This is a genomic window from Promicromonospora aerolata, from assembly GCF_042682255.1.
Taxonomy (GTDB): Bacteria; Actinomycetota; Actinomycetes; order Actinomycetales; family Cellulomonadaceae; genus Promicromonospora; species Promicromonospora aerolata.
The window spans coordinates 4,299,156-4,323,026 of sequence record NZ_JBHUHF010000001.1; the positions used below are offsets into that span (position 1 = coordinate 4,299,156).

The following is a 23,871-nucleotide window of genomic DNA, read 5'->3' on the forward strand; positions in this document are numbered from 1 at the left end:
CTGCCGTGTTCACTCGCCCTCGCTCTCCGCGATCCAGCGGCGGGTCACGTCCTCACGAGCGGCCTTGATCCGGGCGGACACAGCGCCCAGCTCTTGCACGGCCGGGTCGTGCGCGTTGGTGTACTTACTCAGGTCTTCCAGCGGCTCCAGGGCGTGGAGAACGTCCAGATCGGCCTCTTGCAGCCGCCATTGCGCGTTTTCCAGCGCCTCGATGGCGCGCTTGTTGACCTGCCGTGTCGTCTCGTCCAGTGCCATCAGCTCATCCCCTCTTCGGCCTCGCGGGGTCGCACGAGGGCTTCGGCTTCATCGATCAATCCGTGCAGCTGCACGCGTACCTGGTAGATCCGTTCGCCCAGGTCCTCATCCAGCGGGACCAGGAATGCCCCGCCGAATGCCATCAGCGCGTACGCCTCGTTGATCTGCGTCACGCCCTCCCGGGCCGTGGTGATCAGATCCCGGCGTTTGCCCGCTTCGTCCAGCCCGGGATCGGTCGGACCGGTGTATGCCCAGCGCTTCGGCATCAGCTCCGTCCCTTCGTGTCAGGGCGACCGACCCAGCGGCCGGACTCGTCGTAGAACTCGGGACGCTCCGCACGGTGCGCGGTTCGTGCCGCTGAACGGATCTCGCGGTGCAGCTCCGTGATTCGGTCGTACAGAGCGAGGGCCTGGTCAGCCGCACCGAGTACCCCGGCACGGTCCAAGGTCCGGGCTGCGCTCTCCAGCCCGTTGACCGCGTTGAACAGGTTGTCTGCTGCCGCCGCCAGCGACTCCGCGCGCGACATCAGGCGACCGCCTTCATGTCAGAGTTCGTGGTGTCATCCAGCTCTGACCAGTCCCACGGGCGACGACGCGGCAGCCCGCCGAGGGCCATCGGTGCGGACAGGAAGACCGGCACGTTGCCGGAGTTGCCCTCCCAGCACGAGAACCCCTCGGAGTCCTCGCGACCGAGGTCCGTGCGCAGCTCCAGTCCGAGCAAGTGCGCCACGGTCTCGCCGTGCATGGTGTCGGTGACGGTCACGAAGAGCTTCTTCGTCCCGGCCGACGTCCTGTCGTGGCAGGAGATCGACTCGATACGGTCGTCGCCGATCAGCTCGGCTACGTACGCGGCGAACCGGAGCATGTCCCCCGCCGAGGGGGCCGACACAACAGCATCGGCCACCCCCGACGACATGGTGTTGACGCGCATCGGTCAGGCAGCCTTGGCCTGCGTGGCGGTCGAGGCACCGGCCATCTCGACGATGCTGGCCGCCTCCCACGACGTCGACAGACCGTTGTTGCGCCGGTCGACGCGTACGGCTGCCACCAGCTCGTCGAACTTGATGGGCGTGAACATCGACGGGGCGGGCATCTCCCGCGCGGGGACCGTCACCTTCACGGACTCCGTCGAGACACGGCCCCACGACGCCGACTGGTACACGACCTCCACGCCCCACAGCGGAGCGCCCGTGTCCTCGTGCCGGGCCTGGACGTCACCCGGACGACGCTTGCCCTCCGCCGTCTCGATCCACTCCATGACCGGCTCCACTACGCCGGTCGCCACCATCTGCTGTCGGTTGCTGTCTACAGCGAACGTCGCCATCTCTTCTTCTCCTCAGTCATCTCTGCGACCATCCGGCCTACTGGCTTAAGCCAGTGATACAGACCATAAACTGGCTTGAGCCAGTTGCGCAAGAGGGTGGCTTGAACCAGTTCGCTAGAGTTGGGGTCATGCCTGATCAGCGACCCCACGGCGACAACGCCGAAGCGCGCGCGATCGCCGCTGCCCTGCGGGACGCGATCCACGCCGGCGAGCTCAACGCCGGTGACAAACTGCCGTCCGAGCGAGTGCTTGCCGCGACGCACCACAGTGCCCGGAACACAGCTCGAGCAGCCATCCAGGAACTCATCCAGGAGGGCTTGGTCCGGCCGGAGCACGGCCGGGGGTACTTCGTTCGCGAGCGTCCCCGCTGGATGCGCTTCGGTCGCCTGCGGTATACGGCCCCGATGCGAGCGGTCACCCGACACGGCCCGTTCGGCGCCGAGGCCCGGGCGCAGGGCAAGACGCCACGTGTCGAGGTCCGCAGCGCCGAGCGCATCCCCGCAGAGGCCGACGTCGCGGAACGGCTCGGCATCGAGCCCGGGACCGACGTGGTGCGGCGTGAGAACTGGTACTACGCCGACGAGGTCCCGATGCAGGTCGGCATCACGTACATCCCGTGGTCCATCGCCAAGGGGACGGCTCTCGCGAAGGCGGAGAACCTCGGCAAGCGCAGCCTGTACGGATGCCTCGAAGACCTCGGCTACGCCATAGCCAACATCCGCGAAGAGATCACCGCGCGGCCGGCCACCCGGGAAGAAGCCGAAGTTCTCGACCTGCCGCCGGGCGTGCCCATGATCGATCTATGGCACACCGGCATGACCGCCGAGAAGCAGCCGTTCGAAGTCACGAACTTCTGCATGCGCGCCGACTACTCAGCACTCGACTACGACATGCCCGTGGACTACTGATGACCCTCACGACCCGCCCACGCCGCGACGAAGACCTGCCCGACCTCGCCGCCGTACTCGTCCGAGTCCACGCCCAGGACGGCTACCCCGTCGAAGGCGTGGCCGACCCCGAAGGCTGGCTACGCCACCCCAACGAGCTGCAGAGCTGGACCGCCGTCGAAGACGACCGACCCATCGGGCAGATCACCCTCACGCGTGCCGTGGTCGACGACGACGCCGCCCGGGTCTGGCATGAGCACACCGGCGGCGACATCAACCGCCTGGCTATCCCTGTGCGGCTGTTCGTAGACCCCGACCACCGGGGAAGCGGAGCCGGCCGACTCTTAATGGAAGCCGCAGTGGAATTTGCGCGATTCCGAAGGCTTGCGATCGCGTTCGATGTCATGCTCAAGGACCGCGCCGCGATCCGCCTCTACGATCGACTCGGAGCCGTACGCATCGACACTCTCACCCACCATTACGGCGACGGACTCACCGAACCTGCCGCCGTCTATGCGGTGTCCTAGGTCGATGTTCCAGCAGTCGGCAGCCGCCGCTTCCTAACCGAGTTGAGCTAGCTTGTCGGCCCTTGAATCCGAAGCCGAGCAGTCGCTGTGACTTCCTGCGTTGCATGGCCAGCGGATTGAAGTGCCCTAGCACCATCAGCCCTTACAGGTAGGTTCGGGTCGATTCCTCTGAATGTGACAAGTACTGCAACCTCCACCGGCCTCTTTAGGGCTTCAAGGCGTTCTAGGAGGCTCAACTTGAGGCCCCATTCACCTTCGCCGCTTTGTGTCCCCCTCGGCCAGCGCTTGTGATAAGTGCGGATAGGACTCCACTTTCCACGATCGACCAGGTCGGCTTCCCAGCCGCGAGACGATGCTTCAACGGGGACCTGGCTGTCCACGGTCGGTGGTTGGCCGTTCTCATGGAGCACCACAGGGCCGAGCTGGGACGAAACCGAAGTTCGAATGCACTCGCGGTCGAACGAAGCATCGAGGATCGCATCTTGCGCCACAGTTACGAATACCTCCCCACGCAAGATGCCGTTCACCCTAAGGCACGACGGGATCGGGAAGTTGCGCTTCATCCATTCCCCGGCGGACGTGAACTTCACGAGGTACATGGTCGTGAATGTCTCGAAGGGGTCCGATAGAACCTCCGATGCCGACGGCGGTACACCATTGCCGTAATAAGAGCGGTGAGCATCGGACGAAGGCGAGCGTTGCCGAGCGGCGTGGACCAGAAGTGCGCGAGTCAAGAGGGGCGAACTGAACTGCCTCATCTCTGGTGCAGACAGTGATTCCGCGACTGACGCAGCCGTTGCACTTACGATGGGTGTGGCATACGAGGTTCCTACACCGCGCCGAATTCCACCGCCTGCAGCGTACGAAAGGACTCCGGTGTGCGAATAGTCTCCAGTCACATCGACATCACCGGAATAGTGGCACACATCCGGCTTCACAACGCCGTCTAAGCCTGGGCCTCTTCGCGAATAACTGGCTGGGTGACCAACACCTGTGACAGCTCCTGCAACGTGATTTAGTGCGCCAACTGTGACCGAGTTTACGGCTTCGCCAGGGCTGCGAAGGGCGTCCTGGTGCGTACCAACGGGAGGCCAAGTGCGCGGCGGGTTCGTCGGATAATTGCCAGCGGCTTGCACAAACAAAATTCCCTTATGGTTGGCCAGTTCGTCCATGAATGCAGCAAACGGTGAATAGCTTCCCGGTGCTCGATCTTGAGTCGTGCCGAAAGAGCAGTTCCATACCTTAATCGAATCGCCGTGCTTTTCGACGGCTTCTTCGATCCGGTTCATCAACTCATGCTCCCAAAGTTGCCCGCGGGGCATGATCTGTGCATCGAAAACACGGCATCGATCGCTGGGAAACCTTGAGTCGTCGCCGTTAAGGCTCCGGGAGTTGGCGATAAGTCCGGCAACAAATGTTCCGTGGTTGCGGTCTTCATCACGAGGGATGACGTACCGATCCGCTCCGGCTAGCCATGTGCCAAGCAGGTCAGAATCAATGCCAGAATCGAGTACGCCGACCAGCGGCGACTGAGGCTCTGGTGCTCCTATTTCTGGTATCCCTACGCTGATTATGTCGCTGTCCGGGTACGCGGCCGCGTACTGAGGAGCGGCATAGATCGATCGAATTCCAGCCAGTCGGCGCAAGCCTTCGACGGAAATTCGATCGGCGCGCGTATAGAGTGCCAATCGTCCAGTCTTTGATACATACTCGATCGAGAAACCTATCTGAGCGAGATATTGCGCCAAAGTGCTGTCATGTTCGACTCGCGTCTCAGGTGCTAGCCATGGAAATAGTTCGAGCACGATTGGGCGGTCGGCGCGCTCGAACTCCCGTAGCAGCGTGACGCTCTCGGCCGCGTCTCCTACGCCCATCGCATCGGTTATGGGGTCCCAGAGGGATAGCGACTCAATCGCGGAAATCTCTCGGCGCGAACGTGGCGAGGTCTCGCGATTTAGTACCCTCTCCGACAATGTATCTAGCTCTGTTGGATGCGCCTGGGCAACTATCTTTCGGCTTCCAACGCTCGCTCGCACCTTCAATCCCGCGCGATCGAGGAGATGGTGCGGTCGGTTGGACTTGGCGAGCGCTTCGCTGCGCAGTTCGATGGCGAGGGGTAGACCGATATTGGCAAGTTGGGGCAGTGTCCCCCTTATCATCTGCTGCACCCCGGAGATCTGAGACGCCAGCTCCGACCGATAAGCCTGGTCTACCGGGACGAACGGCGGGCCGGGCTCGCCCCCGCTACCAGATTTTCGTGCGAACTCATTGGGTCTCGTGCGCACCAAGAGAATCGGCTCGCGCCTCTGTTCGCGATCGGACGGCATTGCCCACCTGCCTTGTTGTCACGTCGAACTGCTCGGATAATTCTCGGTAGGTGAAAACCTTCGGGAGCCAACGGCGCAGCGCGATCATCTCTGCCTCCGGGCTCTCGAACACCTGGTGATCTTCGTACCAGAGCATCCTTGCTAGGCGCCTCAATATGAGCGTGAGCGGTGCGACATCGTGACCCAAGATCACCCCCTGACGACGAGCGTCCAGCGCTGCAGCTTCGATCACGGCTCCACTCATGCCCTCCGATACGGAAGCGAGGATGTCTATGTCCTCGGGCGGTGGGGCATGGGAACCTAGCCGATCGGCCCAGATCTGTGCCCGCTGGGCTGCGGCCGGAAGTGGGATGTCGATGTGAAATGCGAACCGCCGTCCGATCGCTCTGTCGAGCAATTCCGGGTGATTGGTCGCTGCGAGTACAACAGTAGACTCGGGAAGCGCGTCGAGATTCTGGAGTAGTGCGATTACGACTCGCTGGAGCTCACCGACTTCTTGAGAATCGTCCCGCCGCTTGGCAATTGCATCTAGCTCGTCGAGGAACAGCACGCAAGGTCGACTTGATGCGTACTCGAATACACGCCGAATATTCTTGCTTGTCTGGCCGAGGAACGACGAGACTAAGACGTCACTTCGAGTCATTACAATTGGTAGCCCAAGATTCCTTGCCACCTCACGTGCTGTTTGGGTTTTTCCGGTGCCAGGCAATCCAACTAGGAGCAGGCGGGCCGGCGTATCAATGCCGTGTTCAACCCACAGGTCGCGCTTCTCGACCGTTTGCACGAACTCGTCGAGTTGCTGCCGAACGAACCGAGGCAGTGCAAGGGGGCGATTATTTTCGAGAGGTTGCTCAATGTCTACCGTGGGGGTGTCGGACTCGTCATCCCGAGGGAGCGCGGCCGCCGCCTCCGTGGACTGGACGGCAAGACCTGGCATACGAGCGATGGTCCGGCGGAGCGCCTCTGCTTGACGAGCTCTCCGCTCATCTTCAAGTTTGTCGGCAAGTAGCAGGGCATATTCACGGGCTCCGCTTGGGTCGTGGCGGAGAGCCCCTTCGAGAATCTTGAGGACCTCGGACAGGTGCTCCACTAGCGGTTCCCCCTCGTTGGCATGCGTAACATCGGTGCGGTTGAGCGTAACGCAGTGCGGCCGCGAGGGGCCCTAAAGTGTCCACAACGTTACAGGACTCGCTGAAAGCGTTACAGGACCCTGTGGTGGCGCTGTAGGAGGTCAACTTGATGGCCAACCACCGTTGGCACCGGTTCCAGGAGCTTTGCCGGAGCCATCGGAACGTGAGCGTCACTCCGAGACGAAGGCCCAGCCGACGCCGAAGCGATTCGGTGGGCGGGAGCGTGACATCGTTGCCGAGTTGACCTCTATGAGATCAAGGGCGCGGCTACGCCGCGCCTGCCCCGGCCTGCGGCGGGGCCCCGCGATGGGGCCCCCGCGCTACGGCGCAAGCGCCTACGCGCACCCCCACCGCACCCCGCCACAGACCCGGGCCGAGCCCTCGAGTTCGCCGTTCACACGCGATTTAGGCGCATCGCCTCGTCAAGGGCATCGGCAACCGTTGAGTTCTTAGCGCGGAGCTCGGAGAAGGTCTCCCCGTCGAGCTGGCGTCGCCGCAGCGCGGTGATCCGTCCCCACCATGGGTGCCAGGCAGAGGAGACCACCGCACGTGCAGCGTCCGCAGTAGCTTGCGCGATAGCCGGGGGTATTGAGCCTTCGTCGGTTGTCTCGTACTTGAACTCGCTAATTGCTCCGGCGGCGTGTGCGAGCACGAGGTATTGGCGCGCAGTTCTTCGCGGAATTCGAGCCACAAGCATCGCGGCCGCAGCCTCGTTTCTCAGCACATGGAGTTCTTCGTATGTCGAGGCAGGTGCCCAGCGTGCACGCTCGACCTTGGCAACGGCCTCGAAGACCCGTGCCCTCGCCTCGCGGCGCTCTTTGGCGCCCGCAACTATGTGGCCGGCGATGCCGCCGATGCCTGCCGCGCTGAGTGCTGATATGACCGTCTCCGCCGTCACCATCAGCAAAGGTTCGCAGGTGGCCGCGCGGCGGGGAAGTCTCTCGCTGCTTCCCGTAGGTCGCGGACGGTCACGGCGGCCGGCACCCGTAGCCGGCTATGTCGAGCACCCGCCTAACAACCGCCCGCCCGACGCCGGCGTGCCAGACCATCCGGTGTCGGACACGAGCCCGGGGGAGTGGTGGGCGAGTCATCTCACCAGTGGAACGACGTCCGGCTCTCGGAGGATCTTCATCGACGAGGCACCACGTCGAGGCCGCTCCGCGTCACTGCGTGATGGCGCAAGCGCCAGCCTTGACCCGGCACCACGACGACGAAGAACGTGGCAGGGAGCCGAACGACGCCCCACCCCGAACGCGCCTGGATGTCTCCGTTTTCGCTCCGGTTTGCTGGCGAGGGCCGTGCCAACGCATCCAAGCCGGTCGGGGTGCGCCCGAGGTATCGGCGCAGGTCAGCGGGGTTGTGTCGTTCCACGTGCGACGCCGTACAAGTGCCCTTTCCAACCCCACCGCTACCGCACCCCGAAGGCCCCCAACCGCAGAACTATGCGGATCTGGGGGCCTTCGTCATGCCGCGCCGTCCATTTACCGTCCGAGTTGGCTTTCCGGGGCTTCGTCAGCCTCTGCCTGTTGGACGAGCTGATCGATGACGATCCGGAGGTCCGGAGCGATGTGCGTCCGCCTCACATAGTGCCGCAGGGTAGTTCCCTCGTCAGCGTGACCGAGGAGCGCCGTCGCGTTCCCGACCGTGGTCTGAATCGCTACCTGCGTCGCGATCGGTCGACGGAAGTCGTGCGGTGTCACCGTGATGCCCGTTCCCTCGCGAGCCTGGCGCAATTGCTCACGAACTCGACCGGGGGAGCGGGGCGTTGCCTCGGCTTCGAGCTCGCCGAGGCTCTGCTGCAGCCGGGCGTAGCGGCCTCGCTCGTGCTCGTTGAACAGGAACACGAACTCGCAGCCCGTCATCTTGGTTGCGTAGTGGTGCTCGGCCAGCGTCCGCAGCGCAATGACCGGCGAACCGGGCTTGCCAGAGCATAGGGTTGTACGCCCAGGCGATGGCGTTCGCCGAGCCGGTTTTGGTGCAGTTCACCCGCAGCTCGCCACCACTGCGGATGGCGAGCCTCGTCGCGATCGAGATTTCGGCATAGTTCGGATACACCGAACCAGCTCTCACGGGCGGCGCATCTCCGTTCACCCCTGGTGGGGTGATGTCTCGAATTGCTGTCGCGCGGCTCTGACCAGAGTGGGCCAACCGGACTACCGTTGCCGCATGCCTGACCTGCCTGACCATGAGGAGCGCCACATTCGGCAGTACGTCGAGGGGCAAATCCGCGACGACGATACGCCAGTCACTCTGGTCCAGAAGGTGGAGAGCCGCCGGCTGTGGGGTCAGGTACACGATATCTACGACGTCCACACGACTGAAGATCGTTGGTGGGTAATCACCGCGATGACAAACCTGTACTCGCAAGCCGAGTTTCCCAAACTTGACACGGCCTTCACATTCCATCTCGGCCTGATGATGCAGTTGCAGGAACGAGACCGGGTAGAGATCGACGAGGATTCGGCGAGGGAGGTCTTAGGCGCATGGCGACGATACAGGGCGGCCGTCGATGCGATGAACGATGCGCGGGAGGCCGAAGATTACCAGGCAGTTGGTGTGAAATGCCGCGAAGCACTGATTGCATTCGGGGTGCAGCATCAGGCGGCGGAATGGCTTCCGGACCAGGCAGCCCCGCCGAAGCGCGCTGATTTCAAGGGCTGCACTGATCGCTACGCTCAGGCACTTGCTACTGGGCGCTTTCGGCGCTATCTCAAAGAGATCGCGGCAAAGGCGTGGGACCTGGCCGTCGGGCTCCAACACGATGCGAATGCGACCGCATGGGACGCTGAAATAACGTTGGACGCCATTGGTCACGTTCTCGACGTCTATTCAATCGCGATCCGGAAGACAAAGATGGATCCTCCAAGTAGGTGCCCCGCCTGTGAGTCATATCGGTTTGTCACGGACGGTGACCTCGCTGAACGTGAGGGAAAGTCCGGTTGGCTCAGCTCCGAAGTCTGCTCTGCTTGCGGACACCGTGGCCCTGAGACATTCAGATCGTGGCACGAGATGGACCGTGCTCTTGAGGATGCCGCGAGAGGTCGGGACGCTCCGCCGGAATGACGGCACGCTCGGGCGGACTGCCGAATTGACCTCTATGAGATCAAGGGCGCGGCTCCGCCGCGCCGGCTCGCGCCTACGGCGGGGGCCCCGCGATGGGGCCCCCGCGACCTCCAGCGCCTGGCGGCGCCTCCGGCCGCACCCCCACCGCACCCCACCTACGACGCTGGCGCTCACCCGACGAAGGCGGTCCTGGATCACTAGCCAGGACCGTCTCTTCGTTGTTCAGCTCGTGATGGTACTTCCCGTAGATCGCGGCCGGTCACGGCGGCGAGCACTCGTAGCTGGCTATGTCGTGCGCCCGCCTAACAACCGGCCGCACAAGGCGCGCCAGCTCGACCATCGGACACCGTCGCGAGCACAAGGCCAGCGGTCATCTCACCATTGGGCTGACGTCCGGCTCTCGGCAGATCGCCGCGCCTGGGCGGGCTGTGAACGCAAGTCTCGTCGCACGGGAACGGTCCGAACTCGCATTGCGGGTCCGGACCGCTCCCGGTCGGCCAACTATCGCGCCCTCGCGGGCAGGGTGTGGTCGGTTCAGTCAGTCCTCGTCGCGGACCATCCGATTGAGTGACATGCCCATGACCACGCCGCCCATGGCAATCGGCAGCGTCACACCGGCTATAGGCCTATCCGAGTTTGGAATTAGTGGACCGACGACGAACACGATGAGTATCGCTAGCAAGATCACGCCAAGAGCCTCAGCGAGGCCACGCCCCCGACTGCGTCGATGTTTCTGCCAGTAAAAGGACAACCCCAGCATTGGCAGCATTGCTAGAAGACCCAGTAGAAGACCATTCACCAGGGAAACCTCGTCCTATGCGTTGACGCAACCCTTCCGGGGGATACGCCCGGAGGCGAGGTACACCCTCAAGTGTCGACCATTCGAGCACGTCCCGTTCTCTGTCAGGTACACCGTAGCAGCCGAGACGATGACGCCCGCCACTCCGCAGGCAGTGCCAGCGGAGATTGCGCAGATCCCGATGACGATAGCCGCCGTACCCCCCGCGATGAGCGCACGCTGATCGGTTTGGTTGAACTGAACGTAGGGGCCGTAAAACCCCATGCCGACCGAGATCTGTGTCGAGTACTCACTCTCGTTCACATCTGCGAGGGTCAGCGAAGAGTCGTCGATCGTGAACGTCACCACTCGCACGCCATCGATGACCTCTTCCGTGCGGGTCGCGTCAGAATGGTCAAGGGTGTCGAAGAGTACCCGGTAGTCCTCGTAGGTCACTTGGCCTGGGCGTGCTACCGGGGCCACCGGCGTAGATGGCGATTCCTCCAGGATGGGGTCGCTCTCGGGTACGGCGTGAGCTGCTGCACCCGCAGTGGTTGCTCCCATCACGGTGAGCAGGAGGACGGCGACCATCTTGTAGACGATGCTCTTGTAGTTCTGCATTGCACATGACCCTTCGGAGTGTTGTGCCGAGCCGGGGATCTCCCATGGCTCGGTCGCGTCGAGCGTTGCCGCGTCCGACGCGACGTCGGCAGGCCAATCCTTTTCTTGACCCGGACCGAACCTTGCCTGACGCGTCGTTTGGCCGTCAATGAAATGAAATCTGGCATTTGCCCTGCTGTAGCACCGATTGAAGATGTATCTTTCGCATCATGAAACTTTCCGAACGGGAGCGGGGTGTCGAGCTCGTCGTCCAGTAGCGTGCCGATCGCTTCGCGGGCGTTCCTCCCACGCGCGGACGACCTTTCAGGGCGTCACGACCTCGTTGAGGGACAGCGCGCGCACCGCTTTGCGCCTGCGTGACTTACGGGCAGGCGCCGCGCATCCGCAGAACATCCGCCCGCACGAGGCAGCGGACCAGATCATCCGCCTGGCGGGCGCGGTCGCGAGGGAGGGCGGCGATCATCTCACCAGTGGAACGACGTCCGGCTCTCTGAGGATCTTCATCGACGTGGCACCGCATCGAGGCCGCTCCGCGTCACTACGTGATGGCGTTCGACCCGGGAGTCGCTGTCGGGCTGGTTGACCGGCAGGTCCAGGACCACCCGGACGTCCGGCGCGATATGCGTCCGCTTGACGTAGTGCCGCAGCGTCGGCGTCCCTGCTCCTCCGCCATCCACTGGCTTGACCGGGGCCCTGACACCGAACCCGCCGGTAGTGCAACAGGTCCCGCCGATCCAGCGCACCACGTCACCCACGCCGGGCGAGCGGGACCTGTTGCACTACCGGCAGAACCGATGTCCGAGACGTGCCCCGCGCCAACGGATGACGGAGGATCAGGGACCCCGAGCCGGGAGAATGATTGGGTCACAGACCTGCAGGGCTGAGAGCGCGACGTCACCCGTATGGGTGTCTGTGTCACCCGATCGGGTGACAGCGTCACCCGTATGGGGTTCCCTGAGGGCATGAAATCTGTCATTGTGGATGTCATGAGTGAGACCACGACCATCACCATTGCACGCGCCACGAGGCAGCGGCTCGCCCACGTCAAGTTCAACGGCAAGCCGCTCAAGACGGCAGACGAGACCGTGGCTGCCCTCATCGAGGAGCACGAGCGCCGCCAGTTCTGGGAAGCGATGGACGCCATCGACCCCGACGAGTACGAGGCCGAGAGCCGTGAAGAGGGCGCATGGCCGACCGAGGGAGAGTACGCCGCCGAGGAGCGGATGATCCGTGCCCAGGAGACCACCGCGTGATCGTTCAGCGCGGTGATGTCATCTGGCTGTCCATGGATCCCACCGTTGGCCGCGAGCAGGCGAAGCACCGGCCGCACCTGGTGCTGTCGAACGCCCGCCAGCACCGGTCCATGCGGCTGGCGATCGTGGTCCCCCTGACCGGCACCGACAAGCCATGGCCGACCCGCGTCGAGGTGGCGCCGAAGTCCTACGCGATCTGCGAGCAGCCCCGCACCGTCTCCCTGGAGCGCGTCACCCGACACGACCCGACAGGGCACGACACGACCGCCGTCGCCGCGATCATCCATACCCTGATCGACCCTTCCTAGCCCGAGCTGTCGACGCGTCACCGTCCCGCGGTGATGGCCGGAATCCATGATTTACCCATCACTTTCAGATCGGGCACCGACCAACGAGGGCCGACGACATACAACCGTTGTCGAGTGAACATGTAGGTCAACGGGGTCGTACTCCAACTGCACCTCACGATTCGCAGATCCGGGGTGACATGTGTCCGGCCTAGCGGACCACCTCGAGCGGTCCCTCCTCGGGCGTCGGCGGCTCGAACCTCTCGAAGTATTCAGTCGCCGTCTGCTCGGTGAGCGGCCAATCGTCCGCCCGCCTGCCGTGTCGGTCGCCGACTCGGCTCAGGATGGTTGCAAGACTCGTCGCGATATAAACAGTCTCCGGCACGATGTCCTGGGGTGCGAGCAGTGCGCGGAACTCATCGCGCTGTCGCCGGAACCAGAATCCGAAGTCGAGCACGACATCGTTCCCCGCCGCGACATGGCGCAGCAAGCGTGCCTTCAGGTCTGCTGCCACTTCGGCGACCACTTCGGCGGAGGGCATCGTCGTGATTCCGCGATCCCAGAACTCCACCTCGAACGACAAACGCGTCCAGCCCTCGCGTTCCAGGCGTTTGGCGTAGGTGGTCTTTCCTGCACCACCTGGCCCGCACATCATCACGACGCGGGGTCCTGGAGTCTTGTTCACTGCCACCGGGCCGAGGTTACGCTCCGCCACTGACGTTGAGACCTGCCACGCTCATCGCCGATCTGGATCAGATCGGCGAAGTGACTGCAGCCATGTTCTCGCTGCCCCGCCGAAGTGTTAAGGCGGCCCCGAATGTGCTCTCGCCCTCCTGTGACTCGTGGAAGTAGCCGTTCGACACCAGCCAAGCGACGGTGTGTTGGACATCTGCGGGTCCGGTAGCCCGGAAAAACCCGTCGACCTGTTGCTGGCCCATCGGCATGATGGTTCGCGCTCCTACGCTCCTACGCGATCTGTGAACAGCCCCGCACCGTTTCTCTGGAACGCGGCACTCGCCACGACTCGACCGGTCACGACACGACTGCTGTCGTCATCTGCAGGCTGATCGACTCCGCGTAGCCACTTTCCGGTCTGGCACCGACCAAGGCTGACCGCTGTCGTCCCCCAAGATCACCCGGGCGCCCTGCGCTCGGTACGTCCGGATGCGGCATCCTGGCAGAGGGCGACCCCGACGCAGGAAGGTCCGATCCCTGATGGCCGACTACAGCGCGCTCTACGCCGACCAGGACACCATGACCGACCACTGGTGGTGGCGTCCGAGCTGGCATGTCGGGACCAGGTTCTACGCCTGGCACATCACCCAGGAGGACCAGGCCGGGGTTCACGACCTCGCGCAGCGGTACCGCGAGGCCGTGCCCACGTTCCACACCCTCGACCCGGTCCCCGACGAGTGGCTGCACATGACGATGCAGGGCGTCGGCCACGTCGAGGACATCAACATCGCAGCCCTCGACTACGTGACGGTCCGGGTGGCCGAGCGGCTGCGCTCACTTGCCCCGATCACGACGTCGTACCGCCGCGCCCACATCTCGAGCGAGGCCCTGATCCTGCCGCCGGACGATCCTGCGGCATTCATGGAGGTGCGCCGGGCCATCCGAGCGGGCATCACCGACGCACTGGGAGAGTGCCCGGAACCCGAAGCCGGGTTCCGACCGCACGTCTCTGTCGCGTACAGCAATGCCGAGACGGACGCTGCACCACTCCGAACCGCGCTGGACCGAGCCGAGCCGACGACACCGTCGAGCGCGACGTACCGTCAGGTCGCACTGATCCGCATGCACCGCGACCGCCGGATGTACGAGTGGGACACCATCCGTGCTGTCCCGCTCGGCTCGTGAGACGGTCTCTGGGTGGAATCGCTCCAACCGCCGTCATCGGTACCCGTTCAGGCCGCGACCCGTGCCGGAGGCACCAACAACCAGGACCGCTACGTCCACGGCGACGGGTTCGCCGCCGTGCTCGACGGCGCCACCTCGGTCGCCGGTGACCGCTCCCACGACCCCGGCTGGTACGCCGACCGGCTCGCGCGGGAGATCGGCGCCCGGATGCCCCGCGGCGGGGCGCTCGCCGACACGGTGGCCGACGCCGTCCGCGCGGTCCGGGACGCCCACCGTCTGGACCCGGATACCAGCCCGACCAGCACAGTTGCCCTTGCGCGGTGGTCCGGCGACACGGTGGAGACCTACCTGCTCGGCGACAGCTTCGTCGTCGTGCTGCGTGCCGACGGCGACGAGACCGTGCACACCGACGACCGCCTGGACGCCGTCGGAGCGGCCGAACGGGCCGCCTACCGAGCGCGCCTGGCCGCTGGGGGCGAGTACGACGTCGGGCACCGCGACCTGCTCCTGGCCCTGCAGGCGGAACAGGCCTGCCGTCGTAACCGGCCCGGTGGCTACTGGATCGCGGGAGCGGAACCGGAAGCCGCGCACCACGGGATCACGACGACCGGGGAGCGGTCTGGCGTCTCCGCCCTGGTGCTGGCCAGCGACGGCGTCGCCCCCGAACGGCATCCCGAGGCAGTCACGTGGCGTGCGCTCTCCGGCGCGGCGTACCGGCGTGGCCCGGCGCAGGTGCTTCGGGAGCTCCACGACGCCGAGGCCGCTGACGCGGACGGACGCCGCTGGCCGCGCTCCAAGCGCCATGACGACAAGACCTTGGTGATCGCCGGTCTTGAGTGAGCGGCATCAGTTCCCGGGAGGCTGACGGAACAGCCAGCGCAGCGCATCCGGCAGGAGGACCCCGGCGTGGTTGGGGCTGTGCCCGCCGTCGCCGAGGACCAGGCGGAAGTCGTAGCCCGCTTCGGCGAGGGCAGCGGCGACCCGGAGGTTCTCGGCGAGCCAGTTGTGGTCCGGTTCGTTCCAGCGCAGGTCGCGATGGCCGGCCTGCAGGAAGACGCGAAGCGGTTTGCGCAGCGTCGTGTGGATGAGCGCCGGGTAGTTGTTGCCACCGGGCAGCTGCGAAAAGCTGGACAGGAAGCCGGCTACCCGGCGAAACCGGTCCGGGTGGTGCCAAGCCACGGTGAAGGCGCAGCTTCCGCCGCTGCTGCCGCCGACGATGCCCCAGCGCTCCGGGTCGTCGCTGACGGCGAAGCGCCGTCGGACCTCGGGGACGATCTCCCCGAGGAGGAAGGCGCCGTACCGGTCGTCGAACGCGTCGTACTCGGCGTTGCGGTTCTTGCGCCGGACGGGATCCTCGACACCCTCGAACACTCCCGGATCCACGAACACGCCGATCGTGACCGGGACGTCGCCGTGGTGGACAAGGTTGTCCAGGACGATCCCGCCACGCACCTCACCGTCAGGGTCGAGGTACCACCAGCCGTCCTGGAAGAGCGCCAGACCGGCGGGTTCGGCCGGGTTGTACGCGGCAGGCACGTGGATCCAGACCTTCCGGCTCGTCCCGGGGTAGGCGGTGCTGTCCCAGCGCAGCTCGACGGTGAAACCACGCGGGACGCCAGGGCTGCGTGACGAGTCGGGTCCATAGTCGTACCGGACGTCCTCCTGGTCGAGCGGCAGCGGCACAAAGGGCACGTATGCGGGCACACGGCAAGCCTAAGTGGATCCCTGCCGGCGGGGGATTTAACCAGGTTGACCTGCGTAGATACTTGCGCCGGTACCCGGTCATGGGCTGGACTTGGACTGCGCCCACCAGCGCTTGCTCCTGTGTCACTGATCCAGCACCACCCCCCATGCCGGCAGCTCAGAAGGAGAACCACGATGACGGACGACGAGACCGTGCGCGCGGAACGATTCGCATCGGGCCAGGCGGTCCTGGACACCGTGCACGGGGACGCGGGCCACGGGGTCATCGACTCCCTCGCCGACATCGCGCCGGAGCTCGGGCACCAGATCGTCGCGTGGGGCTACGGGGACATCTACTCCCGCCCGGAGCTGCCGCCGCGGGAGCGTCAGCTCTTGACCCTCGGCATGCTCACCGCGCTCGGTGGCTGCGAACCGCAGCTCGAGGTGCACGTCGAGGCATCGCTCAAGGTCGGCCTCACGCCGCAGCAGATCATCGAAGCCTTCCTGCACAGCGCCGTCTACTGCGGTATCCCGCGTGCCCTGAACGCCGTCGGCATCGCCAAGAAGGTGTTCGCCGACCGCGGGCTGCTGCCGCTGGCCGCTGACTAGCCCGGCGCCTCAGGGCCGCGGGAGCGCCGCGGCGTCACGGTGCTCCACCAGGTCCGAGCGCTCCCGGCGGATCCGTTCGACACCCCAGTCCCCGAGCGGCGCGAGGGCCGCGTTGAGCGCTCGCCCGTGCTCGGTGAGGGAGTACTCGACCCGCGGCGGCACCTCGGCGTACACCGTCCGGCGGACCAGGTCGTCCGCCTCCATCTCGCGAAGGTGCTGGGTCAGCATCTTCTCGCTGACGCCGGGCAGGCCACGCCGGAGCTCGGCGAACCGGCGCACGCCGTGCTCCTCGAGCTCCCAGAGGATCAGGCCCTTCCACTTGCCGCTGACGACGTCGAGCGCCGCATCGATGCCGCAGATGTACGGGCCCGTACGCGCTGCCTTGGCCATTCAGACTCCTCCATGCAACCACAAGGTAAGTACCCCAGTAATTAGTGGGTACTTCCAGGATGGTACGTCGCTCGCCGAGCATGGTCACGTACCTACCAGCGAGGAGATCTTTGATGACCGACCCCGGAAGCACCGGCGTCACGGTGCTCGGACTGGGCGCGATGGGCAGCACGCTCGCGGCCACCCTGCTCGACGCCGGGCACGACGTGACCGTCTGGAACCGCAGCCCCGAACGTGCCGCCGGGCTGAGCGCGCGCGGCGCCGAGGCGGCGGCGGCCGTCGGCACGGCCGTGGCCGCGCACCCGCTGACCGTCGCGTGCCTGCTCGATCACGCCTCGGTGCACGAGACCCTCGACCCGGTGATCGCCGGGATGCGCGGGAGCACGCTCCTGAACGTCACGACCACCACACCGAACGAGGCGCGTGAGCTCGACACCTGGGCAGCCGGGCACGGCGTCCGCTACCTCGACGGCGCGATCATGGCGACCCCGTCGATGATCGGTACCCCCGAGGCATCGATCCTGTACAGCGGCTCCGCGGAGGTGTTCGCCGATCTCCGGCCGGTGCTCGACCGCTGGGCGACGAGCACCTACGACGGCGAGGACAGCGGCCTGGCCTCACTGTTCGACCTGGCCATGCTCTCGGGCATGTACACGATGTTCGCCGGGTTCCTGCACGGCGCGGCGATGGCCGGCTCGGCCGGCATGACGGCCACCGAGTTCGCGGCCCGCGCCACACCGTTCCTGAGCGCGATGACCTTCGCCTTCGCGCACGACGCCGCAGTGGTCGACGGCGGTGACTACACGGTCGCCGGCCAGCAGAGCCTGGACTTCTCCGACCTCAGCCACATCGTGCGCGCGAGCGAGGAACAGGGCGTCGCCCCCGTGCCCGTCGCCGCCGTGCAGGAGCTGATCAGCAAGCAGATCGCCCAGGGCTACGGCGCCGAGGGCTTCGCCAGGATCTACGAGAGCTTGCGCACCGACCGCACCGACCGCACTGACCGCACCGACGGCACCGACGGCACCGACCGAGTGGAGACCCTTCGATGAGTACACCCGTCACCCTCATCGGTCTCGGCCCGATGGGCCAGGCCATGGTCCGTTCCCTGTTGCGGGAGGGCCACCCCGTCACCGTCTGGAACCGCACACCCAGCCGCGCCGCCGACGTCGTCGCGGCCGGGGCGACGCTCGCCGCCACACCCGCCGAGGCGCTCGCCGCGAGCAAGCTCGTGATCCTGAGCCTCACCGACTACCAGGCGATGTACGACATCCTCGGCCCTGCCACGGAGGCACTCGCGGGCCGCACGCTCGTGAACCTCAGCTCGGACTCGCCGGACCGGACACGGGAGGGTGCCGCGTGGGCGCTCGGACACGGTGCGCGCTTCCTGACCGGCGGAGTCATGACGCCCGCACCGATGGTGGGCACGGAGGCGGCCTACGTCTACTACAGCGGCCCCGCCGAGGTGCTGGACGCGGCCCGGGACGCGTTGGCCACGATCGGTACGCCGCAGTACCTCGGTGCGGACCCCGGGCTGGCGCAGCTCATGTACCAGGCCAACCTCGACGTGTTCCTCACCTCGCTCGCCTCGCTCCTGCACGCCACCGCGCTGCTCGAGTCCGGCGGGATCGGTGCGACGACGGCGATGCCCGAGCTGCTGCGGACCCTGACCGGCACCTCCGACATGCTCGAGGTGGGTGAGAACCCCGGCGTGCAGATCGAGGCCGGCGAGCATCCCGGCCACCTCAGCACGGTCACCATGATGGGCGCGACCGCCGACCACATCGTCGCGGCGAGCGAGGCGGCGGGCGTCGACACGGGCCTGCCCGCGGCGGTCCGGGCGTACTACACCTGGGCTCGCGACCACGGCCACGGGGGCGACAACTGGACCCGAATCATCGACGCCATGCGACCCCACGCGGAGTGACCACCGGACGGTCCGGTCAGCCTCTGCCGACCCGTCGGCGAGGGTCCAGGCCGGAATCGGCGAGGCTCGTCACCATGCCACCGGGCGTGAACGCCCGTTCCGCCCGCAGGTCGTGCACGACGGCCCGGAGCAGGCCGGGGAGGAAGTCCCGTCCCCTGCGTATGCACCACGGCAGCCCGGCCTTGACGAGCCAGACGTGGCGTTCCCAGGCCGATGGCGGGTCGGGTGCCGCAGGGAGCCGGGCGGCGAGGGCGTCGACCCGCGCCGCGTCGTCCTTCCCTCCCACGCCTTCGGCAGGCGAGAACGGGGTTGTGTCCGTGACAGAGGTCGGCACGGGCACAACCCCGTTCTCGTGACCTGGAGCCGGCCGAGCGAGGGCGCCCGCAGCGGCCAGCGCCAGTCCGCGGTGCCCTGCCGGTGACGGGTGCACGCGGTCGATGTGCCAGGCCTTGGCACCGGCCGGGGCGATCGCTTGCGCTGCGTCCACCACGACCACCCGCCCGGACCCCGTGCTCGGCCCCGGTTCGCACGGGACCGAGGCCGTGGACGGCTCACCCGACCGGACGGCCGCAGCGACCTCGTCGACCGCCGCGTTGATCAACGCGACCCGACGTCGCATGACGCGCCGCACGAGCCGCGGGCCGAGCTCGAACAGGCCGATCACGGGGAGCCGGACGAGCACGACGTCGGCGCCGACGCGGCACAGCTCACTGACGCAGCGCTGCAGGTCGGCGAGCATGAGTCGCGCATCGAAGTCGCTGCGCAGCACGTCGTTGCCGCCCACGAGCACGGTCGCCAGCCGTGGCCGCAGGGCCAGCGCCGCATCGAGCTGGGTGCCGGCGACGTCGTGGGAGCGTGCGCCGTTGGTGGCGAGGTTCGTGAACGACTCCAGGCCGAGCACGGCGGCGAGGTGCGCGGCCCAGCCCGTCCCGTGCGCGGCGTCGGGGCCTACCGTGTCGCCCACACCGACGGTGATCGAGTCGCCGAGGGCGACCAGCCCGGAGCAGCGCTCGTGTCCCGCCGGCGACGTCATCTCACCGTCGTCCCACAGGTCCTACGTGGACCGGTTCCGTCGGGTCGACGGGCGTGGGCGCGGGCGCGGGCGCCGCATGCTCCAGGCGTGCCAGCTCCGGGAGCGCCGGGTCCGGTGCCAGGTCGAAGGCCTTGCGGGAGTGCAGCTCGATCATCGCGTCGCCGGTGGCGCTCCAGGGGAAGAGCTCGGCCCGGGCGCGGGCCGCCTTGCGCCGCTGGTCCACGTCACGGTCCAGCACCTCGTGCAGCGCGAGGGCGAGTGCGGCTCCGTCCGGTGCGGCGGCGGCGCCCGCCGTGCCGACCACCTCGGGCAGGGCGCTCGACGAGCTGCAGACCACCGGGGTCCCGGAGGCCAGCGCTTCGAGTGCCGCGAGCCCGAACGTCTCGATCGGTCCGGGCGCGATGACGACGTCGGCGCAGGTCAGCAGGGTTGCGAGGCGGTCGCGGTCGGGGATGAACGAGAGGAACCGGTGCGGCAGACCGGAGGCCTCGGCCCGACGGCGCATCGCCGGCAGGAGCGGCCCCGAACCAGCGACGACGAGGCGAACGGGGCGGCCGTCCCGCACGAGCTGGGCGGCGGCGTCCACGGCGAGGTCCGGTCGCTTCTCGGTGGACTGGCGGCTCGCGAGCACGATGAGTGCCGTGCCGGGCGGTGCGTACTGGGCGCGCGCCTCGTCCGAGTACCGGTCGGGGCGGAACCGTTCCAGGTCGACGCCCAGCGGTACCCGGTACAGCGGCGGAAGGGCGGCTGCCCGGGTGCGGGCGGCCAGACGCTCCACCTCACCCGCGGCGAACTGGGTGGTGGCCACGAGCCGGTCGAACCGGGTGACGGTCGCGAGGTTGTACCGGTCGGCCAGCGCCGGCGCCGCCGCGGCGCCGAGCGTCGCCGCCCGGCCGCCCGCCGCGGCACCGGGGATCCAGGACCGCAGCACGCCGTCGACCCGCTCGTGCAGCATCATGAGCGACGGGATACCGGCTTCGCGCGCCCAGTCGCCCAGGCCCGCGAGCGTCGTGCGGTCGCTCACCTCGAGCCGGTCCGGGGCGAGCGTCTCGAGCAGGCCGCGCATCTTGCCGGGCTGCACCACGGCACGGTAGCCGCCGGAGAAGGGCACGCGCGGCGCCGCGAGGGTGACGACCCGGACACCGTCCACGAGCGATACCCCGTCCCGCTTTCCCGGCACGACGAGCACGGGTTCGTGCCCCCGGGACAGGTACTGCCCGGCCATGGCGTGCATCGCGGTTCGGATCCCCCCGGAACGAGGGCTGTAGAAGTTCGCGACGTGGACGATTCGCAAGTTATACCTCCGCTGAGCCGGCTCTCGCGTGCACCCGGATCGCGTCGTCGTAGTGCCCCATGAGCTCGGAGCAGATGTCGTGCCACGTGCGCCCTTCGGCGCGTTCGCGCGCCGCAGTGCCGAAGGCGCGCCGCTTTCGTTCGTCGCCGACCAGGTCGGTGACGCGGGCGCGGAGCGCCTCGTGGTCACCTGGAGAGTACAGCCAGCCGTCGTGGGAGTGCCGGACGATGTCCAGCGGGCCACCCGCGGCGGGCGCGACCACCGGGACCCCGCTGGCGTGGGCCTCCTGCAGCGTCTGGCCGAAGGTCTCGAGCTCGCCCGGGTGCACGAACACGTCGAGGCTCGCCATCGCTCGCGACAGCTCGGCCCCGCGGAGCAACCCGGTGAAGTGCGCGGCCGGGAGGATCTGCCGCAGGTCTTCCCGTTCCGGCCCGTCGCCGACGATCACGAGGCGCACGCCCGGCAGGTTCTGCACCACCCGGAGTGCCTCGACCTGCTTCTCGGCGGCCAGGCGGCCCACGTAGCCCACGAGGATCTCGCGGCCGGCACCCACGGTGCGGCGCCACGCCTCGTCGCGGAACCGCGGGTGGAACGCCTGGGTGTCGACCCCCCTGCCCCAGAGGCGCAGGTTGGGGATGCCGTGGTTCTCGAGCTGCCGCATGGTGGCCGTGGACGGTGCGAGCGTCATGGTCGCGCGCTCGTGGATGTCCTTGACCCTTTTCCAGAGCAGCGGCTCGAAGCCGCCCAGGCCGTAGCGCGCCGCGTAGCCGGGCACCTCGGTCTGGTAGACGGCGACGCTCGGCAGCCCCAGCCGCTCAGCGGCCAGGATGCCGCGCCAGCCGAGGATGAACGGTGACGCCAGATGGATCACGTCGGGTGCGAACGTGGCCAGCGTCCGCTCGGTGCGCCACTTCTTGCCGACGACCAGCCGCACGTCCGGATACCCGGGGAAGCCGATGGAGCCGAGCTCGACCACGGGGGCTCCGCTGACGAAGGGCGGGACATGACCGATGGACGCGTCGGCGTCGGGCGCGAGGACCATGGCCTGGTCCCCACGCTCGTGCAGGTGCTCGAGAACCCGCAGGACGGAATTGGTGACCCCGTTGACCTGGGGGAGGAAGCTCTCCGCAACGATGGCTACTCGCACGTTACGAACCTGCCGGTCGTCGATGTCCGGACGAAGTCTTCCGTGCGGCGAGTCGGGGAACGGGTGGCGTCGAGACGGTTACCGCTACACACGATGTCACGTTCATGACGGTAGCGGAGCCACCAGGTACCTGGCATGGGGAACACCCCTGAACGGACCCTTAGTCTGCTCTGGATGCGGGCTGACGGCTCCGAGCGACCTGGATCAGCCGGACGACCGCGCCCACCAGCAGGGCCACGAGCAGTGCGTTGCGCACGGCACCGACGGTCGTGGCGAGCGGCCAGCCGCCGAGGAACTCGCCGTACCGGAGCGGGTAGATCTCCATCGTGAGCCGAGCGACGAGGAGCGTGCCGAGCGCGGGCAGGAACCACGTGCGGCGGGTGCCCTGGCTGCGGCTGCCGAGGGCGATCGCGGCCGCCATGGGGGGCCCGATCCACGCGATGAACTGCGGTGATCCCACCTTGTTGAAGACGATGAGGGCCAGCAGCTCCGCGGCGGCGCCGAGCAGGAGCACGTCGCCGACGCGGTCGGGCCGGCGTCGGGCGGCCCACCAGATGAGCGCGGCGAGCAGCATCGCGGCGACCGGGAGCGCGACGTCGAGGGCCTGCGCGACGCCGTCGGCGCCCTCGCCGAGCACCTCGTAGGTGTAGATGACGGTGTCGTACTCGACCCGGATCGACGAGTCCCAGAGCCGGGCCAGGGTGAACGGCGTGGCGGCGACGGCCTCGACCTGGAGCTGGCGGTCACCCTGCTCGCCGAACACGTCGAGCACGTTGTCCTGCCCGCCGCCCGCGAGAGCGACACCGACGACGACGGCGCACACCGCCGCGCCGGGCAGCACGACGTTGCGCAGGAACGCCTTGAGGCTGGACGCCGTCGCGGCCAGCGCGAGCGCCACCGCGCCCGGGGCGATCTTGATCCACGCGCCCACGGTGGCGAGCGTCATCGCGAGCGCGGGCCGCCGGGACGCGACGAGGAGCGCGACGAGGATGATCGGGGCGAGCAGGCCGTCGAGCCGCCCGATCCAGATGGGGCCGAGCGCGACGAGAAAGGCGAGCCAGAACCAGACGGCGGCGCGGCCGTGCGGGCGGGCCCGGCCGAGCAGCAGCACGGCCACGGCGTTGGCGGCCGTCACGAGGCCCATCCACATCCAGTAGTAGCCGTGCGTCGAGTCGGCGAGCAGCGCGGGGACCGCCATGGGCCCGAGCGCACCGATCGGGTACACCCAGTCGTAGTCGAAGACGGGCCACCAGCCGGCGTCCATGCCGTTGCGGACCCACCACTCGTACAGGTTCACGTCGCCGAAGATCTGCTGCTCGAAGACCCAGGCCTGCAGGATGATCCAGGCGTGCGCCAGGGCGAACCCGATCCACAGGGCCGGCCAGGACGAGAGCACACGGGTGGCGGACCGCAGGATGTCCTTGCCCACGGCCTTGGGCGTTGTCGAAATGTCTGACGCGCTCGGCACGGCCACATCCTT

At 67.1% G+C, this 23,871-nt stretch carries 27 protein-coding genes; 10 read left to right on the top strand and 17 right to left on the bottom strand.

Annotated elements, in window-relative coordinates; all coding sequences use genetic code 11:
* Positions 1-9 precede the first annotated feature (9 nt).
* From ACFSL2_RS19140 to ACFSL2_RS19160, 5 genes are read right to left on the bottom strand one after another with little or no spacing between them, the layout of a single operon-like run.
* A complete protein-coding gene (locus ACFSL2_RS19140; RefSeq protein WP_377199357.1) occupies positions 10-255 on the bottom strand; it encodes a hypothetical protein in 246 nt (81 codons plus the stop codon).
* Complete coding sequence (locus ACFSL2_RS19145) at positions 255-521, bottom strand: hypothetical protein (RefSeq protein WP_377199358.1); 267 nt, start codon at positions 519-521, stop codon at positions 255-257. The genes ACFSL2_RS19140 and ACFSL2_RS19145 overlap by 1 nt, the downstream gene beginning before the upstream one ends.
* A complete protein-coding gene (locus ACFSL2_RS19150; RefSeq protein ID WP_377199359.1) occupies positions 521-781 on the bottom strand; it encodes a hypothetical protein in 261 nt (86 codons plus the stop codon). Before ACFSL2_RS19150 ends, ACFSL2_RS19145 begins: the two co-directional genes overlap by 1 nt.
* Complete coding sequence (locus ACFSL2_RS19155; protein ID WP_377199360.1) at positions 781-1,185, bottom strand: hypothetical protein; 405 nt, start codon at positions 1,183-1,185, stop codon at positions 781-783. The genes ACFSL2_RS19150 and ACFSL2_RS19155 overlap by 1 nt, the downstream gene beginning before the upstream one ends.
* A 3-nt stretch (positions 1,186-1,188) precedes the next feature.
* Positions 1,189-1,578, bottom strand: coding sequence for a hypothetical protein (locus tag ACFSL2_RS19160; RefSeq protein WP_377199361.1), 390 nt, complete (start codon positions 1,576-1,578; stop codon positions 1,189-1,191).
* Between the two features lie 128 nt (positions 1,579-1,706).
* On the opposite strand from ACFSL2_RS19160, the gene ACFSL2_RS19165 reads away from it, so the two are divergent.
* Entirely contained in the window at positions 1,707-2,486 is a 780-nt protein-coding gene (locus ACFSL2_RS19165; RefSeq protein WP_377199362.1) for a GntR family transcriptional regulator, read from the top strand.
* On the top strand, positions 2,486-2,992 hold the full coding sequence (locus ACFSL2_RS19170) for a GNAT family N-acetyltransferase (RefSeq protein WP_377199363.1): 507 nt from the start codon (positions 2,486-2,488) through the stop codon (positions 2,990-2,992). The genes ACFSL2_RS19165 and ACFSL2_RS19170 overlap by 1 nt, the downstream gene beginning before the upstream one ends.
* 47 nt (positions 2,993-3,039) lie before the next feature.
* On the opposite strand, the gene ACFSL2_RS19175 is transcribed toward ACFSL2_RS19170, so the two are convergent.
* The 4 genes from ACFSL2_RS19175 to ACFSL2_RS19190 all read right to left on the bottom strand — a co-directional run bounded on the left by ACFSL2_RS19175 (position 3,040) and on the right by ACFSL2_RS19190 (position 8,311).
* The gene (locus ACFSL2_RS19175) at positions 3,040-5,151 is read right to left on the bottom strand and encodes a S8 family peptidase (protein ID WP_377200856.1); all 2,112 of its coding nucleotides are present in this window, start codon (positions 5,149-5,151) and stop codon (positions 3,040-3,042) included.
* Between the two features lie 106 nt (positions 5,152-5,257).
* Entirely contained in the window at positions 5,258-6,409 is a 1,152-nt protein-coding gene (locus ACFSL2_RS19180; RefSeq protein ID WP_377199364.1) for an AAA family ATPase, read from the bottom strand.
* Between the two features lie 434 nt (positions 6,410-6,843).
* Complete coding sequence (locus tag ACFSL2_RS19185) at positions 6,844-7,350, bottom strand: hypothetical protein (RefSeq protein WP_377199365.1); 507 nt, start codon at positions 7,348-7,350, stop codon at positions 6,844-6,846.
* A gap of 580 nt (positions 7,351-7,930) precedes the next feature.
* Entirely contained in the window at positions 7,931-8,311 is a 381-nt protein-coding gene (locus ACFSL2_RS19190; RefSeq protein ID WP_377199366.1) for a site-specific integrase, read from the bottom strand.
* A gap of 304 nt (positions 8,312-8,615) precedes the next feature.
* On the opposite strand from ACFSL2_RS19190, the gene ACFSL2_RS19195 reads away from it, so the two are divergent.
* Positions 8,616-9,512 carry a hypothetical protein gene (locus ACFSL2_RS19195; protein ID WP_377199367.1) on the top strand — a complete coding sequence of 299 codons (897 nt, stop codon included), beginning with the start codon at positions 8,616-8,618 and terminating at the stop codon, positions 9,510-9,512.
* A gap of 814 nt (positions 9,513-10,326) precedes the next feature.
* Here the strand turns inward: ACFSL2_RS19195 and ACFSL2_RS19200 are convergent.
* The gene (locus tag ACFSL2_RS19200; RefSeq protein ID WP_377199368.1) at positions 10,327-10,911 is read right to left on the bottom strand and encodes a hypothetical protein; all 585 of its coding nucleotides are present in this window, start codon (positions 10,909-10,911) and stop codon (positions 10,327-10,329) included.
* Positions 10,912-11,897: 986 nt separating this feature from the next.
* Here ACFSL2_RS19200 and ACFSL2_RS19205 point away from each other — a divergent pair.
* Both ACFSL2_RS19205 and ACFSL2_RS19210 read left to right on the top strand, forming a co-directional pair.
* The gene (locus ACFSL2_RS19205; RefSeq protein ID WP_377199369.1) at positions 11,898-12,164 is read left to right on the top strand and encodes a hypothetical protein; all 267 of its coding nucleotides are present in this window, start codon (positions 11,898-11,900) and stop codon (positions 12,162-12,164) included.
* Positions 12,161-12,472, top strand: coding sequence for a type II toxin-antitoxin system PemK/MazF family toxin (locus ACFSL2_RS19210; RefSeq protein ID WP_357474987.1), 312 nt, complete (start codon positions 12,161-12,163; stop codon positions 12,470-12,472). The genes ACFSL2_RS19205 and ACFSL2_RS19210 overlap by 4 nt, the downstream gene beginning before the upstream one ends.
* 190 nt (positions 12,473-12,662) lie before the next feature.
* Here ACFSL2_RS19210 and ACFSL2_RS19215 read toward each other — a convergent pair whose 3' ends face one another.
* Complete coding sequence (locus ACFSL2_RS19215) at positions 12,663-13,142, bottom strand: P-loop nucleotide/nucleoside kinase family protein (protein WP_377199370.1); 480 nt, start codon at positions 13,140-13,142, stop codon at positions 12,663-12,665.
* A 524-nt stretch (positions 13,143-13,666) separates the two neighbouring features.
* Between ACFSL2_RS19215 and ACFSL2_RS19220 the strand changes: the two genes are divergently transcribed.
* The gene (locus tag ACFSL2_RS19220; RefSeq protein WP_377199371.1) at positions 13,667-14,311 is read left to right on the top strand and encodes a 2'-5' RNA ligase family protein; all 645 of its coding nucleotides are present in this window, start codon (positions 13,667-13,669) and stop codon (positions 14,309-14,311) included.
* Positions 14,312-14,323: 12 nt separating this feature from the next.
* The gene (locus tag ACFSL2_RS19225; RefSeq protein ID WP_377199372.1) at positions 14,324-15,151 is read left to right on the top strand and encodes a protein phosphatase 2C domain-containing protein; all 828 of its coding nucleotides are present in this window, start codon (positions 14,324-14,326) and stop codon (positions 15,149-15,151) included.
* Positions 15,152-15,157: 6 nt separating this feature from the next.
* On the opposite strand, the gene ACFSL2_RS19230 is transcribed toward ACFSL2_RS19225, so the two are convergent.
* The gene (locus tag ACFSL2_RS19230) at positions 15,158-16,015 is read right to left on the bottom strand and encodes an alpha/beta hydrolase (protein WP_377199373.1); all 858 of its coding nucleotides are present in this window, start codon (positions 16,013-16,015) and stop codon (positions 15,158-15,160) included.
* 174 nt (positions 16,016-16,189) lie between these two features.
* Here ACFSL2_RS19230 and ACFSL2_RS19235 point away from each other — a divergent pair, with 174 nt between their 5' ends.
* Positions 16,190-16,603: a carboxymuconolactone decarboxylase family protein gene (locus tag ACFSL2_RS19235; protein ID WP_377199374.1), complete on the top strand. Its 414-nt coding sequence runs from the start codon at positions 16,190-16,192 to the stop codon at positions 16,601-16,603.
* Between the two features lie 9 nt (positions 16,604-16,612).
* Here ACFSL2_RS19235 and ACFSL2_RS19240 read toward each other — a convergent pair whose 3' ends face one another.
* A complete protein-coding gene (locus tag ACFSL2_RS19240; protein WP_377199375.1) occupies positions 16,613-16,993 on the bottom strand; it encodes a winged helix-turn-helix transcriptional regulator in 381 nt (126 codons plus the stop codon).
* Between the two features lie 113 nt (positions 16,994-17,106).
* On the opposite strand from ACFSL2_RS19240, the gene ACFSL2_RS19245 reads away from it, so the two are divergent.
* Positions 17,107-18,042 carry an NAD(P)-dependent oxidoreductase gene (locus ACFSL2_RS19245; RefSeq protein WP_377199376.1) on the top strand — a complete coding sequence of 312 codons (936 nt, stop codon included), beginning with the start codon at positions 17,107-17,109 and terminating at the stop codon, positions 18,040-18,042.
* Positions 18,039-18,917, top strand: coding sequence for an NAD(P)-dependent oxidoreductase (locus tag ACFSL2_RS19250; RefSeq protein ID WP_377199377.1), 879 nt, complete (start codon positions 18,039-18,041; stop codon positions 18,915-18,917). Before ACFSL2_RS19245 ends, ACFSL2_RS19250 begins: the two co-directional genes overlap by 4 nt.
* A 16-nt stretch (positions 18,918-18,933) precedes the next feature.
* On the opposite strand, the gene ACFSL2_RS19255 is transcribed toward ACFSL2_RS19250, so the two are convergent.
* The 4 genes from ACFSL2_RS19255 to ACFSL2_RS19270 form a co-directional block, all read right to left on the bottom strand.
* Positions 18,934-19,950 carry a GDSL-type esterase/lipase family protein gene (locus ACFSL2_RS19255; protein WP_377199378.1) on the bottom strand — a complete coding sequence of 339 codons (1,017 nt, stop codon included), beginning with the start codon at positions 19,948-19,950 and terminating at the stop codon, positions 18,934-18,936.
* Position 19,951: 1 nt separating this feature from the next.
* On the bottom strand, positions 19,952-21,244 hold the full coding sequence (locus ACFSL2_RS19260; RefSeq protein WP_377199379.1) for a glycosyltransferase: 1,293 nt from the start codon (positions 21,242-21,244) through the stop codon (positions 19,952-19,954).
* A gap of 1 nt (position 21,245) precedes the next feature.
* Positions 21,246-22,391 carry a glycosyltransferase family 4 protein gene (locus ACFSL2_RS19265; protein ID WP_377199380.1) on the bottom strand — a complete coding sequence of 382 codons (1,146 nt, stop codon included), beginning with the start codon at positions 22,389-22,391 and terminating at the stop codon, positions 21,246-21,248.
* A 160-nt stretch (positions 22,392-22,551) separates the two neighbouring features.
* The gene (locus ACFSL2_RS19270) at positions 22,552-23,859 is read right to left on the bottom strand and encodes a hypothetical protein (RefSeq protein WP_377199381.1); all 1,308 of its coding nucleotides are present in this window, start codon (positions 23,857-23,859) and stop codon (positions 22,552-22,554) included.
* Positions 23,860-23,871 lie beyond the last annotated feature (12 nt).

Bases quoted from the DNA above. Each gene is read 5' to 3' on its own strand.
- ACFSL2_RS19140 (WP_377199357.1), bottom strand. From the start codon at position 255: ATGGCACTGGACGAGACGACACGGCAGGTCAACAAGCGCGCCATCGAG.
- ACFSL2_RS19145 (WP_377199358.1), bottom strand. From the start codon at position 521: ATGCCGAAGCGCTGGGCATACACCGGTCCGACCGATCCCGGGCTGGAC.
- ACFSL2_RS19150 (WP_377199359.1), bottom strand. From the start codon at position 781: ATGTCGCGCGCGGAGTCGCTGGCGGCGGCAGCAGACAACCTGTTCAAC.
- ACFSL2_RS19155 (WP_377199360.1), bottom strand. From the start codon at position 1,185: ATGCGCGTCAACACCATGTCGTCGGGGGTGGCCGATGCTGTTGTGTCG.
- ACFSL2_RS19160 (WP_377199361.1), bottom strand. From the start codon at position 1,578: ATGGCGACGTTCGCTGTAGACAGCAACCGACAGCAGATGGTGGCGACC.
- ACFSL2_RS19165 (WP_377199362.1), top strand. From the start codon at position 1,707: ATGCCTGATCAGCGACCCCACGGCGACAACGCCGAAGCGCGCGCGATC.
- ACFSL2_RS19170 (WP_377199363.1), top strand. From the start codon at position 2,486: ATGACCCTCACGACCCGCCCACGCCGCGACGAAGACCTGCCCGACCTC.
- ACFSL2_RS19175 (WP_377200856.1), bottom strand. From the start codon at position 5,151: ATGATAAGGGGGACACTGCCCCAACTTGCCAATATCGGTCTACCCCTC.
- ACFSL2_RS19185 (WP_377199365.1), bottom strand. From the start codon at position 7,350: ATGGTGACGGCGGAGACGGTCATATCAGCACTCAGCGCGGCAGGCATC.
- ACFSL2_RS19190 (WP_377199366.1), bottom strand. From the start codon at position 8,311: ATGACGGGCTGCGAGTTCGTGTTCCTGTTCAACGAGCACGAGCGAGGC.
- ACFSL2_RS19195 (WP_377199367.1), top strand. From the start codon at position 8,616: ATGCCTGACCTGCCTGACCATGAGGAGCGCCACATTCGGCAGTACGTC.
- ACFSL2_RS19200 (WP_377199368.1), bottom strand. From the start codon at position 10,911: ATGCAGAACTACAAGAGCATCGTCTACAAGATGGTCGCCGTCCTCCTG.
- ACFSL2_RS19205 (WP_377199369.1), top strand. From the start codon at position 11,898: ATGAGTGAGACCACGACCATCACCATTGCACGCGCCACGAGGCAGCGG.
- ACFSL2_RS19220 (WP_377199371.1), top strand. From the start codon at position 13,667: ATGGCCGACTACAGCGCGCTCTACGCCGACCAGGACACCATGACCGAC.
- ACFSL2_RS19235 (WP_377199374.1), top strand. From the start codon at position 16,190: ATGACGGACGACGAGACCGTGCGCGCGGAACGATTCGCATCGGGCCAG.
- ACFSL2_RS19240 (WP_377199375.1), bottom strand. From the start codon at position 16,993: ATGGCCAAGGCAGCGCGTACGGGCCCGTACATCTGCGGCATCGATGCG.
- ACFSL2_RS19245 (WP_377199376.1), top strand. From the start codon at position 17,107: ATGACCGACCCCGGAAGCACCGGCGTCACGGTGCTCGGACTGGGCGCG.
- ACFSL2_RS19250 (WP_377199377.1), top strand. From the start codon at position 18,039: ATGAGTACACCCGTCACCCTCATCGGTCTCGGCCCGATGGGCCAGGCC.
- ACFSL2_RS19255 (WP_377199378.1), bottom strand. From the start codon at position 19,950: ATGACGTCGCCGGCGGGACACGAGCGCTGCTCCGGGCTGGTCGCCCTC.